Below are 15,100 nucleotides of genomic sequence, written 5' to 3' on the forward strand. Positions count from 1 at the left end.
GATGATCCGAACTTCAGCTTGGCGCGCCACTTCTCGGAGGTCGTTGTCCCGGATGGCGGCGATGAAGCGCTCCGGCTGGCCGCCGCCCTCGTCTGCGAGCGCCTCCCCGCGGAACGACCGCCGTGGACCGCCCGGTGGGTACGCAGCGCGTCCGGCGGCCCGGCATCGCTGATCTTCGTCATCCACCACGTCATGGCGGACGGCCTGAACGGCCTCGCCGTCCTCGCCGCGCTCGGCGACACCGGCCCCGAGCCCCCGGAGGACGACTTCCCCCAGCCGATGCCCAGCCCCAGCGAGCTCCTCCGGGACGCGTGGCGTCAACGGTTGGCGGCAGTGCCGCACCTCCCGAAGGCATTTGCGGAGGGCGTGCTCGGACTGCGCGAGCTGGGCCTCGCCTCCCCCCACCGCCTGCGCGCCACACCGACGTCGTTCAACCGGCCCACCGGTGCCCGCCGCCGCATCTCGACGCTCAGCCTTCCGCTCGAGATTGTTCTCGATGCCGCCCACGCGCGGGGGTGCACCCTCAACGATCTGGTCCTCGTCGCCGTGGCCGGTGCGCTCACGTCGACCCTCCGGATCCGCGGCGAAGCGCCCGGGGCGTTCGTGGTGTCGGTGCCCATCTCCGCACGGCCGGGCGCCGACGTCGCCACGCTGGGCAACGCAACCGGCGTCGTCCCCGTCGAGGTACCCAGCGATCCCGACCCCCAGGTACGGCTCGCTCGTGTCGTAGAGCAAACCGCTGCCCGCAGGAGTGCGGGCCGAGGCGGTGCTCCGCGCGGGTCGTCGGCCGGACCCCTTGGGTTCGCGTTCCGCGCCTTGGCTCGGGCCGGGATCTTTCAGCGTTACATCGACCGGCAACGGCTGGTGAACACCTTCCTCTCCAACATGCGGGGTCCCGCCGAGCCGATCAGCATCGCGAGCAACCGCATCGGCTCGATTGTGCCGATCACGCTCACCCCAGGGAACGTCGGCGTGTGTTTCGCCGTCCTGTCCTACGCCGGCCGGCTCGTTGTGACGGTGCTGGCCGATCCCGAAGTCGTCCCGGAAGTAGGCGAGCTGACGGGAAGGCTGTCGGACGAGCTGGAGCGACTCGCCGAACGGGCGGGCTAGCGGGCTACGCGGTAGCGCAGGTAAGCGACTCCTGACCCGAAGGCGCGCGTCTCGACGAGTTCGAGGTCAACGCGCCGCTCCCGTCGGGGAAAGAACGGGATGCCACCACCGACCAGCACGGGATAGACCCTGGCCCGGTATTCGTCGATCAGGCCCAACTCGGCCGCTTCCGCCGCGAGAGTCGCCCCGCCGATCGCGATGTCGCCCTGCCCTGACTCGGCCCGCAGGCGCCCGATCTCGACCGCCGGACCGCCGGAGGCCAAGCGGGCGTTGCCCTGGAGGGAGGACAGCGTAGAGGAGAACACCACCTTCGGGAGCCGCTTCCAGAGCGCGGCCCAGTCGAGCATCGGCTGGCCGAGGGATGGGTCCTGATCCGCGGTCTCCCAGTACAGCATCGTCTCGTAGAGCCTCCGTCCGAGCAGGTAGTCTCCTACCCCTCGGATCTCTTCGGTAACGAAGCCGAAGACCTCCTCGTCGGGCACCGTCCAGTCGAACCTGCCGTCCGGCCCGACGATGTAGCCGTCAAGCGAGATGCCCATCGAGTACGTCACGCGTCGCACCCTCAATCCTCCTACCCAGAGACAGCTGCATCGGCGCGAAGAACCAGAATGGCGCGCTGGACAACCCAGAGTTCCAGGATCAGCGCGATGAAGCCAGGAGAGGCTCCGCTCGAGATCTCGGCCACCAGGCCCACGAGGCTCAGCACAAAGGCGATACCGCTGAAGACGAGGCTGAAGACCATGGGGGCGACCGCCGTCGTCCGACGGGTGGCGATCGACCAGATCCCGAGGGCGAGGTAGATGACCCCCGCGCCCACGGAGACGGCCACGGAAAGGCTGCTGATCAGGTTCGACAGTGGACCGTCGTACTTTGACGCGAGCACGACGGCGAAGAGCGCAGCAGCAGCGAAGTTGAAGACGGCGAGCACGATGGAGATCCACCCGATTTGCGTGCGCCACTTCCGCGTCCTCTCCGCGTTCTGAGGACTCACATCGTGAGGCGCGGCCCCGGGCCGATAGTTCGGCGGCAAAGAAGTATGCTGCGCGGGCCACGGATGCTGGGATCCGGATGGCGGCCACGGATTTCTGTCGGGAAGGTGCTGAGGTCCGCTCAATTCGGTGCTCCTCTTCGATGCGCAGGAGCACTCCAGCGCTCCCCCCAATGCGGCAAACATAGCACCGGAATAGGGCGCCAAGAACAGTCTCTCCGCAGAAAGTCTGTCCGCCAATCGGATGTGGCTGTGAAGAGGACGGTCGATGACCGAAACGACGGTTTTACAGCGCCGTCATGGTCGTGAAATTAGGCCGCCAAGCTCGGGGGCAAGGATTGCGTCGGGGCCTTCGGAGGTGTCGTTGACTGCCCTCCGCGGGAGATCCCCGGTGCTTCCTGAACCGAGAGGACAAGAGATGAGCCGTAGTCCGGAGTCCACCGCGGCCAGAGGGGCCGCGCCCTCGTCCGTCGAAGCCACTGCGCTCGGGGGAGGACACGATGAAGCGCAGCGCACATATCAAGGCGCTGCCGCCAACGAAACGCTGGAAGACTATTCGCTGCGCTTCGCGCCGGTTTCGTTCAGGAAATGGACGCCGTTTGTGGTCGCGACGACGGCAATCGGTGGAATCGCCTATCTTGCCGACTTTTCGATCGGGGCCTCTATCGTCCTCACCAACGGCGCCGCGTCCGGTATCACAGCGATCCTTGCTGCGGCGGTCATCATCTTCCTCACGGGAATTCCAATAGCCCGCGCGTGTGCGAAGTACGGCGTGGACATGGACCTGCTGACGCGGGGCGCCGGCTTCGGCTATTTCGGTTCGACGCTTACTTCGGTCATCTACGCGTCCTTCACCTTCATCTTCTTCGCCCTCGAGGGTTCGATCATGGCGCAGGGATTCCAATATGCGATTGGGCTGCCCCTGTGGGCTGGATATCTTGTGACCTCGCTGCTCATCGTCCCGATCGTCGTCTTCGGGATGAAGGCGATATCCAAGCTGCACGTGTGGACTCAGCCTGTGTGGCTATTGCTCCTCGTCCTGCCGTTTGTCCTCATCATGGTCCAGCGTCCGGGAGCGTTGAGCGATCTCATGGGATTCGCTGGGACCGACGGGGGCGAGAAGCCTTTCTCCTGGCAGGGCTTCGGCCTCGGCATGGGTGTGGCGCTCAGCCTGATTGCGCAGATCGGCGAGCAAGCCGACTATCTGCGGTTCATGCCAGTCAAGACCAAGGAGAACTCGCGGGCTTGGAACACGGCGGTCACGGTGGCCGGTCCCGGCTGGGTCGTGCTGGGCGCAGCCAAGCAAATAGGCGGTGCCCTGCTGGCGGTCGCGGTCCTCACGGCTGGCGGAAGCGACGCCACGGCGCTGGAGCCCATCCACCAGTACTCGAACGCCATCGCTCCCTTCCTCGGGGACTTCACCGTCCTGGTGTCCGCGGTGTTCGTCATCATGAGCCAGATCAAGATCAATACGACCAACGCCTACAGCGGCTCACTGTCCTGGTCGAACTTCTTCTCGCGGCTGACTCACCGCCACCCGGGGCGCGTCTACTACGTGCTGCTCAATGTCGGGATCGCGCTGGTGCTGATGGAGATGAACATGTTCTCCTTCCTGAACACGATCCTCGGCTTCTACTCCAACGTGGGCATCGCGTGGGTCGGCGCCGTGTGCGCCGACCTGCTCATCAATAAGCCCCTTGGCCTCAGCCCCCGCTACATCGAGTTCAAGCGCGCCTACCTGTACAGCATCAACCCGGTCGGTTTCGGCTCCATGGTCATCGCCTCCCTCGTTTCAGTCCTTGCCTTCTTCAAGGTCTTCGGCGATGGCTGGACCTACGCCTTCAGCCCCCTCATCGCGCTGCTCATCGCGATGGTGCTCTCGCCGGTCATCGCCATCGCAACCAAGGGGAAGTACTACCTCGCCAGGCCAAACCTTGTGAGCGGGCCGGCCTCCCCACGGGCCGATGCCTCGGAGGAGGTCGAATGCGCCGTCTGCTCAACGTCCTACGAGCGGCCCGACATAGCCGACTGCACGATGACCGGGAAGGGCGTGTGCAGCCTCTGCTGCAGCCTTGAGAAGAGCTGCCACGACCTGTGCAAGAAGCCGGCCGGCGCCAAGGCCGTCCCGCTGGGCATGCCTGCGATCGGATCCGCGTAGAAACCGGGCCCGCGCAGACGGACGCGCCCAGCACGATGCGCTCCGCTTACCACAGCCCTCATCCCGCCGATAAAGACCTTCAACGGGGCGCCGATCGCCGCGTTCGCGTCCTGTAAGGCTCACGGATGAGGAGTTGGCCACGGAATGGCGATCCACGACCTCTCTGCCCAGCTCTGGCACGAGCGTGAGCTGCTGGACCTCTTGACGTTCAAGCTCGAGGAGGAACAGCTCCTCCTCACGGCGGGCAAGACCCGCTGGATCTCGCACGCGACCCGCGAGGTCGAGCAGGTCCTCGAGCGCCTCTCCTCCGCGGGCCTCGCGCGCTCGGTGACGGTCGCCGCCGTCGCCGCCGAATGGGGGCTCCCCGAGGAGGCAACGCTGCGAGAGCTCGCCGCGGGAGCCCCGGAGGGCCCTTGGAGCGAGATTCTCGCTGCGCACCTCAAGGCCATGACGGAACAGACCGGCGTCATCCGCCAGCTCCGCGACGCCAACGCCCAGTTCCTCCGGGCCGCCTCCCGCTCGACCCAGGAAACGCTGGCGGACGTGACCTCGATGCCGAAGACCTACGACGCCCACGGCCGCGCCGCGAACGCTAGCGAATCGCGGCTCTTCGCCCGAGACCTCTGACCGAAGGACGACTGTGAGCACATTCGGGGCCCTCAATGCGGCCTACCGCGGCCTCTCGGCCGCGCAGCAGGCGATCGACCTTGCGGGCCAGAACATCGACAACGTCGGAACTGACGGCTACACGCGCCAGCGCATCCAACAGTCCGCCGTCGGCGCCGTCGCCCAGACCATGGGCTCGGCCGCCGCCCCCCAAGTCGGTCAGGGCGTCTCGGTCGATGGCATCGCGAGGCTCGGGGACGCGCTGCTCGACGCCTCGGTGAGGTCGACGTCGTCGTCCGCCGGCTACGCGGCCCAGCGGTCGACGGCGTACCAAGACATCGAGGCGAGCCTCCAGGAGCCGGGGACGAACGGGGTCTCGGCGCAGCTCCAGTCGTTCTGGTCGTCATGGCAGGACCTTGCGAACCAGCCGGGGGACGCCTCCGCTGCGTCCCTCGTGATCCAGAACGGCAAGCAGCTCGCCGCCAAGCTCTCGAGCGGCTACTCGGCCCTCGCCGCGCAGTGGTCCTCCACGCAGTCCGAGGCGCAGGGCATGGTCACCTCGCTCAACGACGCCGCCGCGCAGGTCGCGAATCTGAATACCAGCATCCGCTCGACCCTCGCCGCGGGCGGCAACGCCAACGAGCTCATCGACCAGCGGTCGAAGCTCACCGAGACGATTGCTTCGCTCGCCGGCGGAACGGTGCGGCAGCAGTCCGACGGGACGGTCTCCGTCTTCCTCGGGGGCAACCCACTCGTCACGGGCGCCACGGCCCGCGCGGTCCAGCTCACGGGTCCCCGGAGCATGGCGGACACCTCCTCGGGCGCCCCGTCGCTCGTGTGGGCGGACCGCCCGAGCGTGCCGGTGGGACTCGACGGCGGCACCATCGCGGGCGACCTCTCAGTCCTCGCCCCAGCCAACAGTTCGGCGACCGGTGGTCCCATCGCCGAAGCCGCCGCTCAGTACAACGCATTTGCCGTCTCGGTCGCGCAGGCGGTCAACACCGTCCACGCCCAGGGCAAGACGCCCTCGGGCGCGACGGGCCTCGCCTTCTTCAGTCTCGACCCCTCGCTCCCGGCCGCGCAGGGGCTGAGCGTCGTCCCGACCGATGCGAGCGGAATCGCATCCGGTGCGATGAACGCGGGGCCGAACGACGGCTCGAACGCCGACGCGATCGCCCAGCTCAGCACCCAGCCCGACTCCCCCGACAGCCAGTGGGCCTCCTTTGTCTCGTCCGTCGGCAGCGCGTCCCAAGCAGCACAGCAGCAGGGGACGACGACGGCGACCGCGGCGACCACCGCGAAGACCGCCCAGACGTCCAACGCTTCGGTCAGCCTCGACGAGGAGAACGTCAACCTGCTCGCCGGGCAGCATGCGTACGAGGCCGCGGCGCGCGTCCTCACTGCGCTCGACCAGACCCTAGACACCCTCATCAACCACATGGGAACGGTAGGACTCTAGATGCTCCGCGTCACCGACCAGACCATGCTGAGTGCGGCAGAGCGCCGGCTCGGCGCGAGCCAGGCGCGCCTTTCATCGGCGCAGGACGCGGCGAGCTCGGGCCAGCGCATCACGCGCCCCTCCGACGATCCTGTCGGAACGGCGGAATCCCTGAGCGTGCACGCCCAGATCGCGGCCAGCACGCAGTACAAGCGCAACATCGACGACGGGACGTCCTGGCTCACGACGCTCGATTCGACCCTGAGCAACGCCACCGCCTACCTCCGCCAGGTCCGCGACCTCACGGTTCAAGGCGGGAACGGCTCGCTCAATCAGGACGCCAAGAACGCGCTCGCCACACAGATCGACGCACTCCGCGGTGACTTGCTGGCTGCCGCGAATACGAAATACCTCGGCCGCAGCGTCTTCGCCGGCACCTCGGACACGGCCAGCGCCTTCACGGATGGCACGCCGCCGACGTTCAACGGAAACCCCGGGGACACGGTCCAGCGCCGGATCGGCCCGGACCAGACCGTCCGGGTCGACGCCAACGGCGCCGCGATCTTCGGTACGGGCGCAAACTCGGTCTTCAGCGTCCTCGACGCGATATCCTCCGACCTACGGAATGGCAGCGATCCCACAGCGCGGCTGCAATCGCTCGACGCCGGGATGACCGCCGTCGTGAGCGGGCGGACCGATGTCGGGACCCGACTCGGCCAACTCCAGCGCGCAGGATCGGAGAACATGACAGAGCAGAATGCGCTCGAGGCGAAGCGTTCGGGCATCGAGGACTTGGACCTGGGCAAGGCGGCCCTCGACCTGCAGCTCCAGCAGACGAACTACCAGGCTGCCCTCGCGGTCACGGCGCGGACGCTCCAGCCGAGCCTCATGGACTTCCTCAAATGAGCGCGCTGACGTTCGCCGAGCCGCTGCCCGGCCTCGCCCCGCACACCGACTTCACCCTCGAGGCGGTCGACGGCGCCGCCGGCCTCTTTAGCCTCCGCCCCGAGGCGGCTCCCGACGTCCGCCTCTTCCTGCTCGACGCCGCCGTCTACGTGCCCGGCTACGCGCCCGAGATCTCGGGCGCCTGTCGGAGCCTGGGCCTTGACTCCCCCGAAGACGCTCGCGTCCTCGTCGTCGCAACCCCCGGAGGGAGCGGCACGACCGTCAACCTCATGGCTCCCGTCATCGTCAACGAGGCAACAGGGCAGAGCGCTCAAGCGATCCTCGACGGCCAGGGCTGGCCGCTCCGCATGCCCCTCGGCTAGCTGCCGCCGCCGAACAAGGCGGAGAGATCAGGCGTGCCCTGCCCGTCTTGGCCTGCTGAGCCGTGGCCCCTGCCCTGGTTGGTCCCGCCACCCGCACCGGCCGCGAGTCCGAGCCACCTGCTGAGTTCCCGGCTGAGCTGCTCGGCCTTCGCTGACGCGCCCGCTACAGAACCAGCGGAGGACGAGTGGCTCCCCGGCTGAGCGGCACCAGCCCGCGGGACATCGGTGCCGGGAAGCGCCGAGGCGTTGCCCGCTTCGCCCGACGCACCGAGCCCCGCGCCGCCGTCGCCCGCGACCGCGTTGCCGGACGCGGCGCCCACTTGGCCCACGGCGGCCTGCAGCCCGCTCGCTGCGGCAGCGCTGCCTTGACCGTTGCCGTACTGCGTTCCGCTGTCCGCGTCTCCGGCGCCAGGGCTCCCAGCTCCCTGGCCGCCTTGCCCGTTGCTGGCACCGCCGCCGTCGCCCGTGTCGGCCAAGGCGGCGGTCCCGGCGTCGGCGGCGGTGCTGGGCAGGGAAGGAGCGCCATCGCTCGTTGCCTCGGGCCTCGGCGAAGGGGGGACGACGGCGCCCGCGGCCTCGACGCTCGTGGGCTCGCCGCCTGCTTCGGTTCCCGACGAGGCCTGGATGGGGCTGCCTGCTGCGATCGCGAGGGCGGCAGCGCTGGCCGAAGCGCTCGCTCGGGCTGCCTCGACGCTCGCACCGAAGGCGTGGAGCGGACCGTTCATGCTGGCTTGAAGTGCGCTCACGCCGCAGAACGTGAGCAGCGCAGTCCCGCCGATGACAGCCGGAAACTGCCACAACCGTTTGATCACTTGCCAGCCTTGAACACAGGGGTAATCGACCGGCCGAGCGGCCGTCACGCGAGAGACTCTACTGAGCGGCAGGAGGCGTGTCCATCACTTTTGCGCATCCAGCATGTGCTTTTTGTGACATTTCCAGCCAGTCGTGATAAATGGACGTGTCCAAGCCCTGATATTCTGGGGCGAGTCCGCAGGTTAGACCGAGGATGGCGTCATGGACATGGAACTGCTTCGCGGCCAGGCGGCCGCGGCGTTTCGCGACCTCGACGTTCCCGAGCGCGTCACGCTCGAAGCCCTCCGCGAGCTGCTGGAGGACGACCGAGGGAAGAACATCGTCATCCGCGAAGTCAAGGAACTCGCGCGAAATCAGATTTCCGGGCTCTGGTTCTCGCTCCCGGACACCGACCTCATCCTGCATGCCGAGACGTCCTCGCCCCTGCACCGCGAGCAGATCATCCTCCACGAGTTCGCCCATATGGCGCTCAGCCATGAGCGCCTCATGGACGAGGAAGAGCACCTCGCGACCCTCTTGCCTGACCTGAGCCCAAGCCTCGTCGCCAAGTGCCTTGCCCGCTGTCAGCGCCACACGGAGCCGGAGATCGTCGCGGAGTCCCTTGCCGACCTCTTCGCCGACGCACTGGCCCGGACCCGCCGCGCCGGCCGAGTCGAGCCGCGGAACTTCCGGGGTGTCTTCGGATGAGCATCATGATCGCGTCGATCGTCGCGCTGTGGCTGCTCGTGCTTTCCCGTCTGCCCTCATGCGTTCGTCAACGAGGGGACCTCGTCTTCTTCGTCGCCTTGCCCGCCGCCCTTGCCGCGACCATCAACTGCCCCCCGGTCTTCCACTCGGTCGACTCCGGCCTCGGCTTCCCGGGCATCGCCAGCCTTATGAGCGGCTGCCTCGTCATGGTCTCCTTCGGGTTGTTCCGCACGGCCATCGTGAAGGCCGTAGTCGCCCCGGCAGAGCAGGAACCCGTCCTGCGACGCGGGCTGTTGCAGACGACGGCGGCCATCACGGTCTACTGCGTGGCGTTCGCCTGCGCCTCGATGGCCGGCGCCGTGAGCGTGGACCAGCCGCTGGGGCGCCCGACGCTCGATGCGGCGTCCCAGAGCGACGTCGGTGTCTTCGTCTTCATGGCGACGCTCTGCGCATTCCTCGCGGCCGTTTCCGTCGAGGTGACGATCGTCTGCCTTCGTTACCTCCCTCAGATGGCGTCGGCGATGTTCCGCACGGGCTTCAGCGCGGTGGCCTTGGGGTGCGTGATCACCGTGGCCGCCTTTGCCGCGAAATTCGCGCGGCAGACCATCGTCCTGACCTTTGTCGGCTTGGACTACGAGCCGTTTCTGCAGAACGCCTTCCAGGCCCTCGAGGGGATCGCGGCCCTCCTGCTCTCCTTCGGGCTCATGCTGCCCTCGATTTCCGAGCGCGTGGCCCAGTGGCAGCTCCACGAGCGTTATCACCTTGTGCGACTGCACCCCGTGTGGCGACGCACTGCCCACGCCAGTGTCGTCATAGACTCGGTATCCGTTCCTCTCAAGGGGGTGCTCAGCCGCAATCCGCGCGCGCGGCTGCACCGCGCCCTCGTCGAGATTCTCGACAGCAACCTTGCCGCTGGCGGCAACCTGCTGAGCGAGTCCGAAACGAAGCTTGTCCAGAAATCGGAGGGAGCCCTCTATGCCTGAGCACGAACCCCAGAAGCCCGAGGAGGTTCTGGCGGAGCGTCTCAATACGCTCCTGGACGTCGTCGCCGCGGAGGGCGGGCACCGCTACACGTTCCCGGACATCAAGAAGGCCGTGGAGGACCGTGGCCTCCACATCTCCCGACAGCGCTGGCACTACATGCGTGCCGGCACGGGTCCGATGACGCCCGACACCGACCTCCTCGAAGCCCTCGCGGACTTCTTCGGGGTGCCGGCGGCCTTCCTCACGAACGCCGACGCCGAGACCCCGGCCCGCGTGGCCGCCCAGCTAGACCTCCTCCGCGCCATGCGCGAGGCCGAGGTGAAGAGCTTCGCAGCCCGCAGTCTCACAAGCGACCTTTCGCCGGAGCTGCTGCTGGAGATTCGGAACATCATCGATGAGACGCTCACGAAGCAGAAGCGCGAGGACCGCCCCGCCTCGTGAGCGTCCCGCCCGGCTGCGGCACGCGGGCTGTCCGCGGACTACACCTTGCGCGGACTACACCTGTGGTGTGGCTTCAGCGGGTGATCCCTCGCCCGACTGGTCCTGCGGCTGGCCCGCGATGTTCACGAGCCACGAGATGCCGAACTTGTCGACGAGCATCCCGAAGGTGTCGCCCCACATGGCCTTTTCGAGCGGCATGGTGATCGTCGCGCCGTCGGTCAGCTTGTCCCAGTAGCCACGCAGCTCCTCCTCGTCGTCCCCGCTGAGGGAGATCGAGAAGTTGGTGCCCGGGCGGTATTCCATCCTCTCGGGCGTATCCGAGGCCATGAGGGTGATGCCGCTCGGAGTGGTCAGCATCGAGTGCATCACGAGCGGGCCCTCGGCCTCGTCCTGGGCCGCGTGAAAGTCGTCGAAGGTGGAGACCGTCAGGTCGCCCCCGAGGACGGACTGGTAGAAGTTCATCGCGTCGCGGGCGTTGTCCTTGAAGCTGAGGTAGGGGTTCAGAATCGTGGGCATAACAGATCTCCTTGGTCGTCTGCGGGAGCCGGACGCTTCCGACATCTGGAGCCTACGTGCCCCCACCGACAGAATTCCAGACCCCGTCCCCTGCGCTTCCGGCCAAGTGAGCTGGGCCTCCCTGACGGAGGTTCAGACGCCGAGAAGCCGCTCGAGGTGAGCAACCACGCCCGCCCTCTTGGGTGAGCGGGGCGGAAGGAGACGGAGCGCGGTCTGCCAGGCTTCGGCGTCGTCCGCCGCCTCGGGCAGCTGGAGGTACGCCATGAGGACATCCGCGCCCGCGCTTCCCACCACGGCCTCGCGAAGGGTCGCCGAGAGTTCGTCCCGAAGCTCCGCGATCGCGGGCGACTCCGAACGCGGGAGGATCTGGCCGCCGTAGGAATTGAGGGCGAGTCGATGGGAGCCGCGCTCGAGCTGTGCCAACGCGTGCATCGAATCGACCTCTAGTCCCTCGACGCGGTACGGACGGGAATGCAGCTCAACCCCTCCCCCGAACCGGTCGAGGACCTTGCGGAGTCGGACGAGTTCGGCGCGCAGCGTCACGGCGGGCACGCATTGCTCGTACAGCCGGTCGGACAGCTCCTCTGCCGTGAGGCCGCGCGGGCTTCCCGCGAGGAGCACGAGGATCTCAGAGTGCCGGACGGAAAGGTTCAGCGTCCGCTGGCCGGAACGGAGCACCCCGTGATCGCGGCCGGTGACCGCGAGAACGGCGGGAGCGGACGACGGCGCCCGCCGGCCTCGGGGCGGCGCGAGGGCACGGAGCCGTTCCTCGGCCGCGGCAACGGCCGCCCGGACGAGCGGCAGGGCGTAACCGGAGACCGCCTGCTCGCCTCCCGTGATGTCGACGACGCCGATCGGCTCGCCCGAGCGAGGATCCCGTATCGGCACCGCGGTGCACGAGAAGGCCTCGACGAGCGGACTGAAGTGCTCGGGTCCCGCGATCTGGACTGCCCCGCCCGTCGCAAGGGCCGTGCCCGGCGCGCTCGTACCGATGCTGCCCTCTGACCAGTCGGCACCCTCGAGGAACGCCATGCGCTCGGCCCGTCGGCGCACGCCCGAGTCACCGTCGATCCACAGGAGCCGTCCGCTCTCGTCTCCGATGGCGACGACGGTCCCCGCATCAGCGGCGGGCTGCACGAGGAGATCGGAGATGAGCGGCATCACGGGAGCCAACGCGTGGCCTTCGCGATAGCTTCGGAGCTCGTCCTCCCCCAGCACGCTTTCCACCGCGGCATCTTCGCGACGTGGATGCGTACGGAAGGAACGGCGCCACGAGTCTTCCACGACGTCGCGCGCTGCCCCCTGCCCCGCGGGCACCCGCTCCCCTGTCCGCACGTCCACCCACTCCCTTATGTGTGCCGTGCCTCACAGTGTACGCGGGGGGCTCTCTGCCCGCGCCCAGCAAGGTTGCACGAACGTTGCACCCTGCCGGACGCCCGCGGCGTCAGATGGGCTGGGTCATATCGACCACTAACCCCATTGCCGCGCTTTCACGGACGGAGGCGATCACGTGCTTGACGGCGTCGAGAGACTGGAGACCCTGCGCGACCGCGACCACCACCCCCTCGGCGGACCTCAGCTGAACCCGGTAAAGCCTTGCTTCATCCTTGAGCACCTCGAACCTCGCTGCCACGGCACGCCCCTTCGCCTGTCAACCAAGTACCCACTTTCGACCCGGCTTCGTTGCTGGGTCAGGTCATAGACGCTATCGTGCGCGGTCCGCTTGCGATACCCCTACTGGCGAGTATTGGGCGCAGTCACAGCTTATTTTCGCATTATGACTGCTGGTTTAGCGGTAAGGCGCATCCGCGAATTTCTTGACTCGCGAGAAAGCGCTTGTGTGATTTAGATTACGCCGCTGACCTGCGGAAACGCTTACGCCACCAAGTCCTTACGGGGCGCTCATGCAGTCGAAACGGACCGGAAATGCCCGTGGCTGAGACTGAAGCAGTCGGAACACCACTGACGCTTGAAGGAGCACCTGATGACCAGCGAGACCCACCGCCGCATCCGGAAGCTCAGCGAACTCCGTCGCGGGGACCTCATCGAGGCCCGCAGCGGAGTCACTGTCCTCCGGGGGACCGTCTACGACACCGCGCCAGGCATCGGCCTCGTCTGGATACGGGACGAGGACACCCACTACCGACGCGCAATCCAGGAGGAGGACTTCTCCCTCTGGTACGTCCAGGCAGATGTCACCTACAAGGGCAGCGACCTCGTCGCCTGACCTCAACCTCCAGCAACCGACTGGATGACCAGGATCTCCTGCCCATCCATCACAGCGGTGTCGAGCCCCTGGCGCCGCCGCACATCATCGCCGTCCACGTACACGTTGACGTACCGTCGGAGCTGACCCCGCTCGTCGCGCAGCCTGCGCCCGAGGATCGGGTAACGGCCGGCCAAATCGTCGAAGGCGGCCCGCACGGAGCTGACGCCGTTCAGGGCGAACTCCGTGCGGCCGCCTGCCACCTCCGCCAAGACCGTCGGCAGCACGAGCGTGACCACAGCTCAGCCCGCCGCCGGCCGGCCGGCCGACCCGCCGTCGTTGGTCCCACCAGCGGCGCCTGCCGCACCCGCGGCCTCGAGCGCGCCCGCGGCGTCTAGCACTGCCGCCCGCACGCACAGGACGTCGGGCAGCCGCGAGGCGACCTCGACAAAGGTCTCGCCCTCGTCCCCGCTCGCGTACACGGAGCCGCCGCGCGTCCCGAAGTAGACACCGGTCGGGTCGCCCCCGTCGACGGCGGCCGCGTCGCGGAGTACCACGTTGAAATCCCGCGCCGGCAGCCCGCCGTCGAACTTGCGCCACGTCTCGCCGGCGTCGTCCGTCCGATGCACAGCCAGATGGCCCTCGGGAGCGATCCGCTCGTAATCCGAAATCAGCGGAATGACCCACGCGGTCCCGCTCCGTTGCGGATGGGTCAGCATGACGAAGCCGAAGTCGGCCGGGAGGCCCTCCGCGATCGAGACCCACTGCTCGCCCTGATTGTCGCTCCGGAAGACCCCCCGGTGATTCTGCGCGTACAGGCGTCCGTCCGCGTCGGCCGCGATCTTATGGACGCACTGTCCCATCTCGGGCTCCGGGTCGGGCAGGAAGTATGCGGAGATCCCCTTGCTCGCCCGCTCCCAGCTCTCCCCGCCGTCCCGGCTGCGATAGACGCCCCCGGTGCTCATCGCCACGTGGACGAGTTGGGGGTCGTGCCGGTCGGGAACGATGGAATGCGCCGCCGCGCCGCCGTATCCGGCTCCCCAATCGCCTTTGTCGGGATGCTCCCAGAGGGCCCGATTGAGCTCGAACGTCTCACCGCCGTCTGTCGACTTCCACACGGAAATGGGTTGGGCGCCCGCCCAGACGACGCCAGGACGGTCCGCGGCGTCAGGGAGGATCTGCCAGATGCGTTCGACGGCGGCATCGTCGCCCTCCGCAAACCCGATCGAACCCTGTTCCGGCTCCGTCCACGTCGAGCCCAGATCGTCGGAGTGAACGACCGCCGGGCCGAAGTGCTCGGACCGGACGCCCACGAGCAGCCGTGTGTGGCCACCCCGCGTGTCGATGCCGATGGCAGGGATCTCCTGCATGAGGAATTGCGGTTCGGAGAGTTCCCAGGCACGCCGGTCTGTGCTCGTCGCCAGCCACAGGCCCTTCTTCGTGCCGATGGCCAAAAGATATCGAGGGTTGTCCATGGGGAATATCCGAGCACGGGAGCAAGAACGGGGCAAGGGTGGGAACCTCGGGAGCCACCGAGAACGGCGCTCCGGGCTTCGAACCGGAGGGTCTAGGAGTCGACTCCCAGCTTCATGACCAGAAATGGTGGCGAAATCTACCGGGCTTGTCTAGGCTGGACGGTAGGCCGTAGGCCGCCAAGACAGGCCAAAGGCCCCCAAGAACCGCCCCGGAGCGCGCACCCCCCAATCGTCGCTCCGGGGCTTCTTAGTTTCTGCGCCCGCCAAAGCCGGTGTACGGGGGTCCTTCTTTGCGGGGGGTGCCCTGTATGGGTGGCGTCGGGCGGCCGGGTGGCGTCGGGCGGCCGGGTGGTTTCGGGCGGGTGGGTGGTTTCGGGCGGGTGGTGCTGGGTGGGGTGGTGGTTAAATGC

Annotated in this window: 18 protein-coding genes; 10 read left to right on the top strand and 8 right to left on the bottom strand. The window is 67.7% G+C overall.

The features are described 5' to 3' along the window. Positions 1-1,110: wax ester/triacylglycerol synthase domain-containing protein (locus tag V7053_RS02330; RefSeq protein ID WP_334170656.1), on the top strand; the 1,110-nt coding region annotated here is incomplete at its 5' end. Here V7053_RS02330 and V7053_RS02335 read toward each other — a convergent pair. Next, positions 1,107-1,670, bottom strand: coding sequence for a dihydrofolate reductase family protein (locus V7053_RS02335; protein WP_334170657.1), 564 nt, complete (start codon positions 1,668-1,670; stop codon positions 1,107-1,109). The genes V7053_RS02330 and V7053_RS02335 overlap by 4 nt on opposite strands. 11 nt (positions 1,671-1,681) lie before the next feature. After that, positions 1,682-2,101 carry a hypothetical protein gene (locus tag V7053_RS02340; RefSeq protein ID WP_334170658.1) on the bottom strand — a complete coding sequence of 140 codons (420 nt, stop codon included), beginning with the start codon at positions 2,099-2,101 and terminating at the stop codon, positions 1,682-1,684. Between the two features lie 415 nt (positions 2,102-2,516). Here V7053_RS02340 and V7053_RS02345 point away from each other — a divergent pair, with 415 nt between their 5' ends. The 5 genes from V7053_RS02345 to V7053_RS02365 all read left to right on the top strand — a co-directional run bounded on the left by V7053_RS02345 (position 2,517) and on the right by V7053_RS02365 (position 7,568). Beyond that, entirely contained in the window at positions 2,517-4,256 is a 1,740-nt protein-coding gene (locus V7053_RS02345) for a purine-cytosine permease family protein (RefSeq protein ID WP_334170659.1), read from the top strand. A 144-nt stretch (positions 4,257-4,400) separates the two neighbouring features. Continuing rightward, on the top strand, positions 4,401-4,883 hold the full coding sequence (locus V7053_RS02350) for a flagellar protein FlgN (protein WP_334170660.1): 483 nt from the start codon (positions 4,401-4,403) through the stop codon (positions 4,881-4,883). Positions 4,884-4,896: 13 nt separating this feature from the next. After that, entirely contained in the window at positions 4,897-6,321 is a 1,425-nt protein-coding gene (gene flgK / locus V7053_RS02355; RefSeq protein ID WP_334170661.1) for a flagellar hook-associated protein FlgK, read from the top strand. Next, on the top strand, positions 6,322-7,206 hold the full coding sequence (gene flgL, locus V7053_RS02360) for a flagellar hook-associated protein FlgL (RefSeq protein WP_334170662.1): 885 nt from the start codon (positions 6,322-6,324) through the stop codon (positions 7,204-7,206). Next, on the top strand, positions 7,203-7,568 hold the full coding sequence (locus V7053_RS02365; RefSeq protein ID WP_334170663.1) for a flagellar assembly protein FliW: 366 nt from the start codon (positions 7,203-7,205) through the stop codon (positions 7,566-7,568). The genes flgL and V7053_RS02365 overlap by 4 nt, the downstream gene beginning before the upstream one ends. Here V7053_RS02365 and V7053_RS02370 read toward each other — a convergent pair. Continuing rightward, positions 7,565-8,380, bottom strand: a complete 816-nt coding sequence (locus tag V7053_RS02370; RefSeq protein WP_334170664.1) for a hypothetical protein — start codon at positions 8,378-8,380, stop codon at positions 7,565-7,567. The two genes, V7053_RS02365 and V7053_RS02370, sit on opposite strands and share 4 nt — an antisense overlap. Positions 8,381-8,582: 202 nt before the next feature. Between V7053_RS02370 and V7053_RS02375 the strand changes: the two genes are divergently transcribed. The 3 genes from V7053_RS02375 to V7053_RS02385 are packed head-to-tail and all read left to right on the top strand — an operon-like array spanning position 8,583 to position 10,493. Next, on the top strand, positions 8,583-9,068 hold the full coding sequence (locus tag V7053_RS02375; protein WP_334170665.1) for a hypothetical protein: 486 nt from the start codon (positions 8,583-8,585) through the stop codon (positions 9,066-9,068). Then, complete coding sequence (locus V7053_RS02380) at positions 9,065-10,051, top strand: hypothetical protein (protein WP_334170666.1); 987 nt, start codon at positions 9,065-9,067, stop codon at positions 10,049-10,051. Before V7053_RS02375 ends, V7053_RS02380 begins: the two co-directional genes overlap by 4 nt. Further along, positions 10,044-10,493: a hypothetical protein gene (locus tag V7053_RS02385; protein ID WP_334170667.1), complete on the top strand. Its 450-nt coding sequence runs from the start codon at positions 10,044-10,046 to the stop codon at positions 10,491-10,493. The genes V7053_RS02380 and V7053_RS02385 overlap by 8 nt, the downstream gene beginning before the upstream one ends. A 54-nt stretch (positions 10,494-10,547) precedes the next feature. Here the strand turns inward: V7053_RS02385 and V7053_RS02390 are convergent, their stop codons facing one another. The 3 genes from V7053_RS02390 to V7053_RS02400 form a co-directional block, all read right to left on the bottom strand. Further along, entirely contained in the window at positions 10,548-11,009 is a 462-nt protein-coding gene (locus V7053_RS02390) for a VOC family protein (RefSeq protein ID WP_334170668.1), read from the bottom strand. Between the two features lie 132 nt (positions 11,010-11,141). Continuing rightward, a complete protein-coding gene (locus V7053_RS02395) occupies positions 11,142-12,236 on the bottom strand; it encodes a transcriptional regulator (protein WP_334170669.1) in 1,095 nt (364 codons plus the stop codon). Between the two features lie 217 nt (positions 12,237-12,453). Beyond that, the gene (locus V7053_RS02400) at positions 12,454-12,642 is read right to left on the bottom strand and encodes a YegP family protein (protein WP_334170670.1); all 189 of its coding nucleotides are present in this window, start codon (positions 12,640-12,642) and stop codon (positions 12,454-12,456) included. Positions 12,643-12,993: 351 nt separating this feature from the next. Between V7053_RS02400 and V7053_RS02405 the strand changes: the two genes are divergently transcribed. After that, positions 12,994-13,236, top strand: a complete 243-nt coding sequence (locus tag V7053_RS02405) for a hypothetical protein (protein ID WP_334170671.1) — start codon at positions 12,994-12,996, stop codon at positions 13,234-13,236. Positions 13,237-13,238: 2 nt separating this feature from the next. On the opposite strand, the gene V7053_RS02410 is transcribed toward V7053_RS02405, so the two are convergent. Then, the gene (locus V7053_RS02410; protein WP_334170672.1) at positions 13,239-13,514 is read right to left on the bottom strand and encodes a MoaD/ThiS family protein; all 276 of its coding nucleotides are present in this window, start codon (positions 13,512-13,514) and stop codon (positions 13,239-13,241) included. 3 nt (positions 13,515-13,517) lie between these two features. Beyond that, positions 13,518-14,690, bottom strand: a complete 1,173-nt coding sequence (locus V7053_RS02415; RefSeq protein ID WP_334170673.1) for a WD40/YVTN/BNR-like repeat-containing protein — start codon at positions 14,688-14,690, stop codon at positions 13,518-13,520. Positions 14,691-15,100: the final 410 nt, after the last annotated feature.

Source organism: Sinomonas sp. (assembly GCF_036848755.1).
GTDB lineage: Bacteria > Actinomycetota > Actinomycetes > Actinomycetales > Micrococcaceae > Sinomonas.

Coding starts and splice junctions, on each gene's coding strand:
- V7053_RS02365 (WP_334170663.1), top strand. CDS start 7,203: ATGAGCGCGCTGACGTTCGCCGAGCCGCTGCCCGGCCTCGCCCCGCAC.
- V7053_RS02380 (WP_334170666.1), top strand. CDS start 9,065: ATGAGCATCATGATCGCGTCGATCGTCGCGCTGTGGCTGCTCGTGCTT.
- V7053_RS02345 (WP_334170659.1), top strand. CDS start 2,517: ATGAGCCGTAGTCCGGAGTCCACCGCGGCCAGAGGGGCCGCGCCCTCG.
- V7053_RS02405 (WP_334170671.1), top strand. CDS start 12,994: ATGACCAGCGAGACCCACCGCCGCATCCGGAAGCTCAGCGAACTCCGT.
- V7053_RS02375 (WP_334170665.1), top strand. CDS start 8,583: ATGGACATGGAACTGCTTCGCGGCCAGGCGGCCGCGGCGTTTCGCGAC.
- V7053_RS02390 (WP_334170668.1), bottom strand. CDS start 11,009: ATGCCCACGATTCTGAACCCCTACCTCAGCTTCAAGGACAACGCCCGC.
- flgL (WP_334170662.1), top strand. CDS start 6,322: ATGCTCCGCGTCACCGACCAGACCATGCTGAGTGCGGCAGAGCGCCGG.
- V7053_RS02415 (WP_334170673.1), bottom strand. CDS start 14,690: ATGGACAACCCTCGATATCTTTTGGCCATCGGCACGAAGAAGGGCCTG.
- V7053_RS02350 (WP_334170660.1), top strand. CDS start 4,401: ATGGCGATCCACGACCTCTCTGCCCAGCTCTGGCACGAGCGTGAGCTG.
- V7053_RS02385 (WP_334170667.1), top strand. CDS start 10,044: ATGCCTGAGCACGAACCCCAGAAGCCCGAGGAGGTTCTGGCGGAGCGT.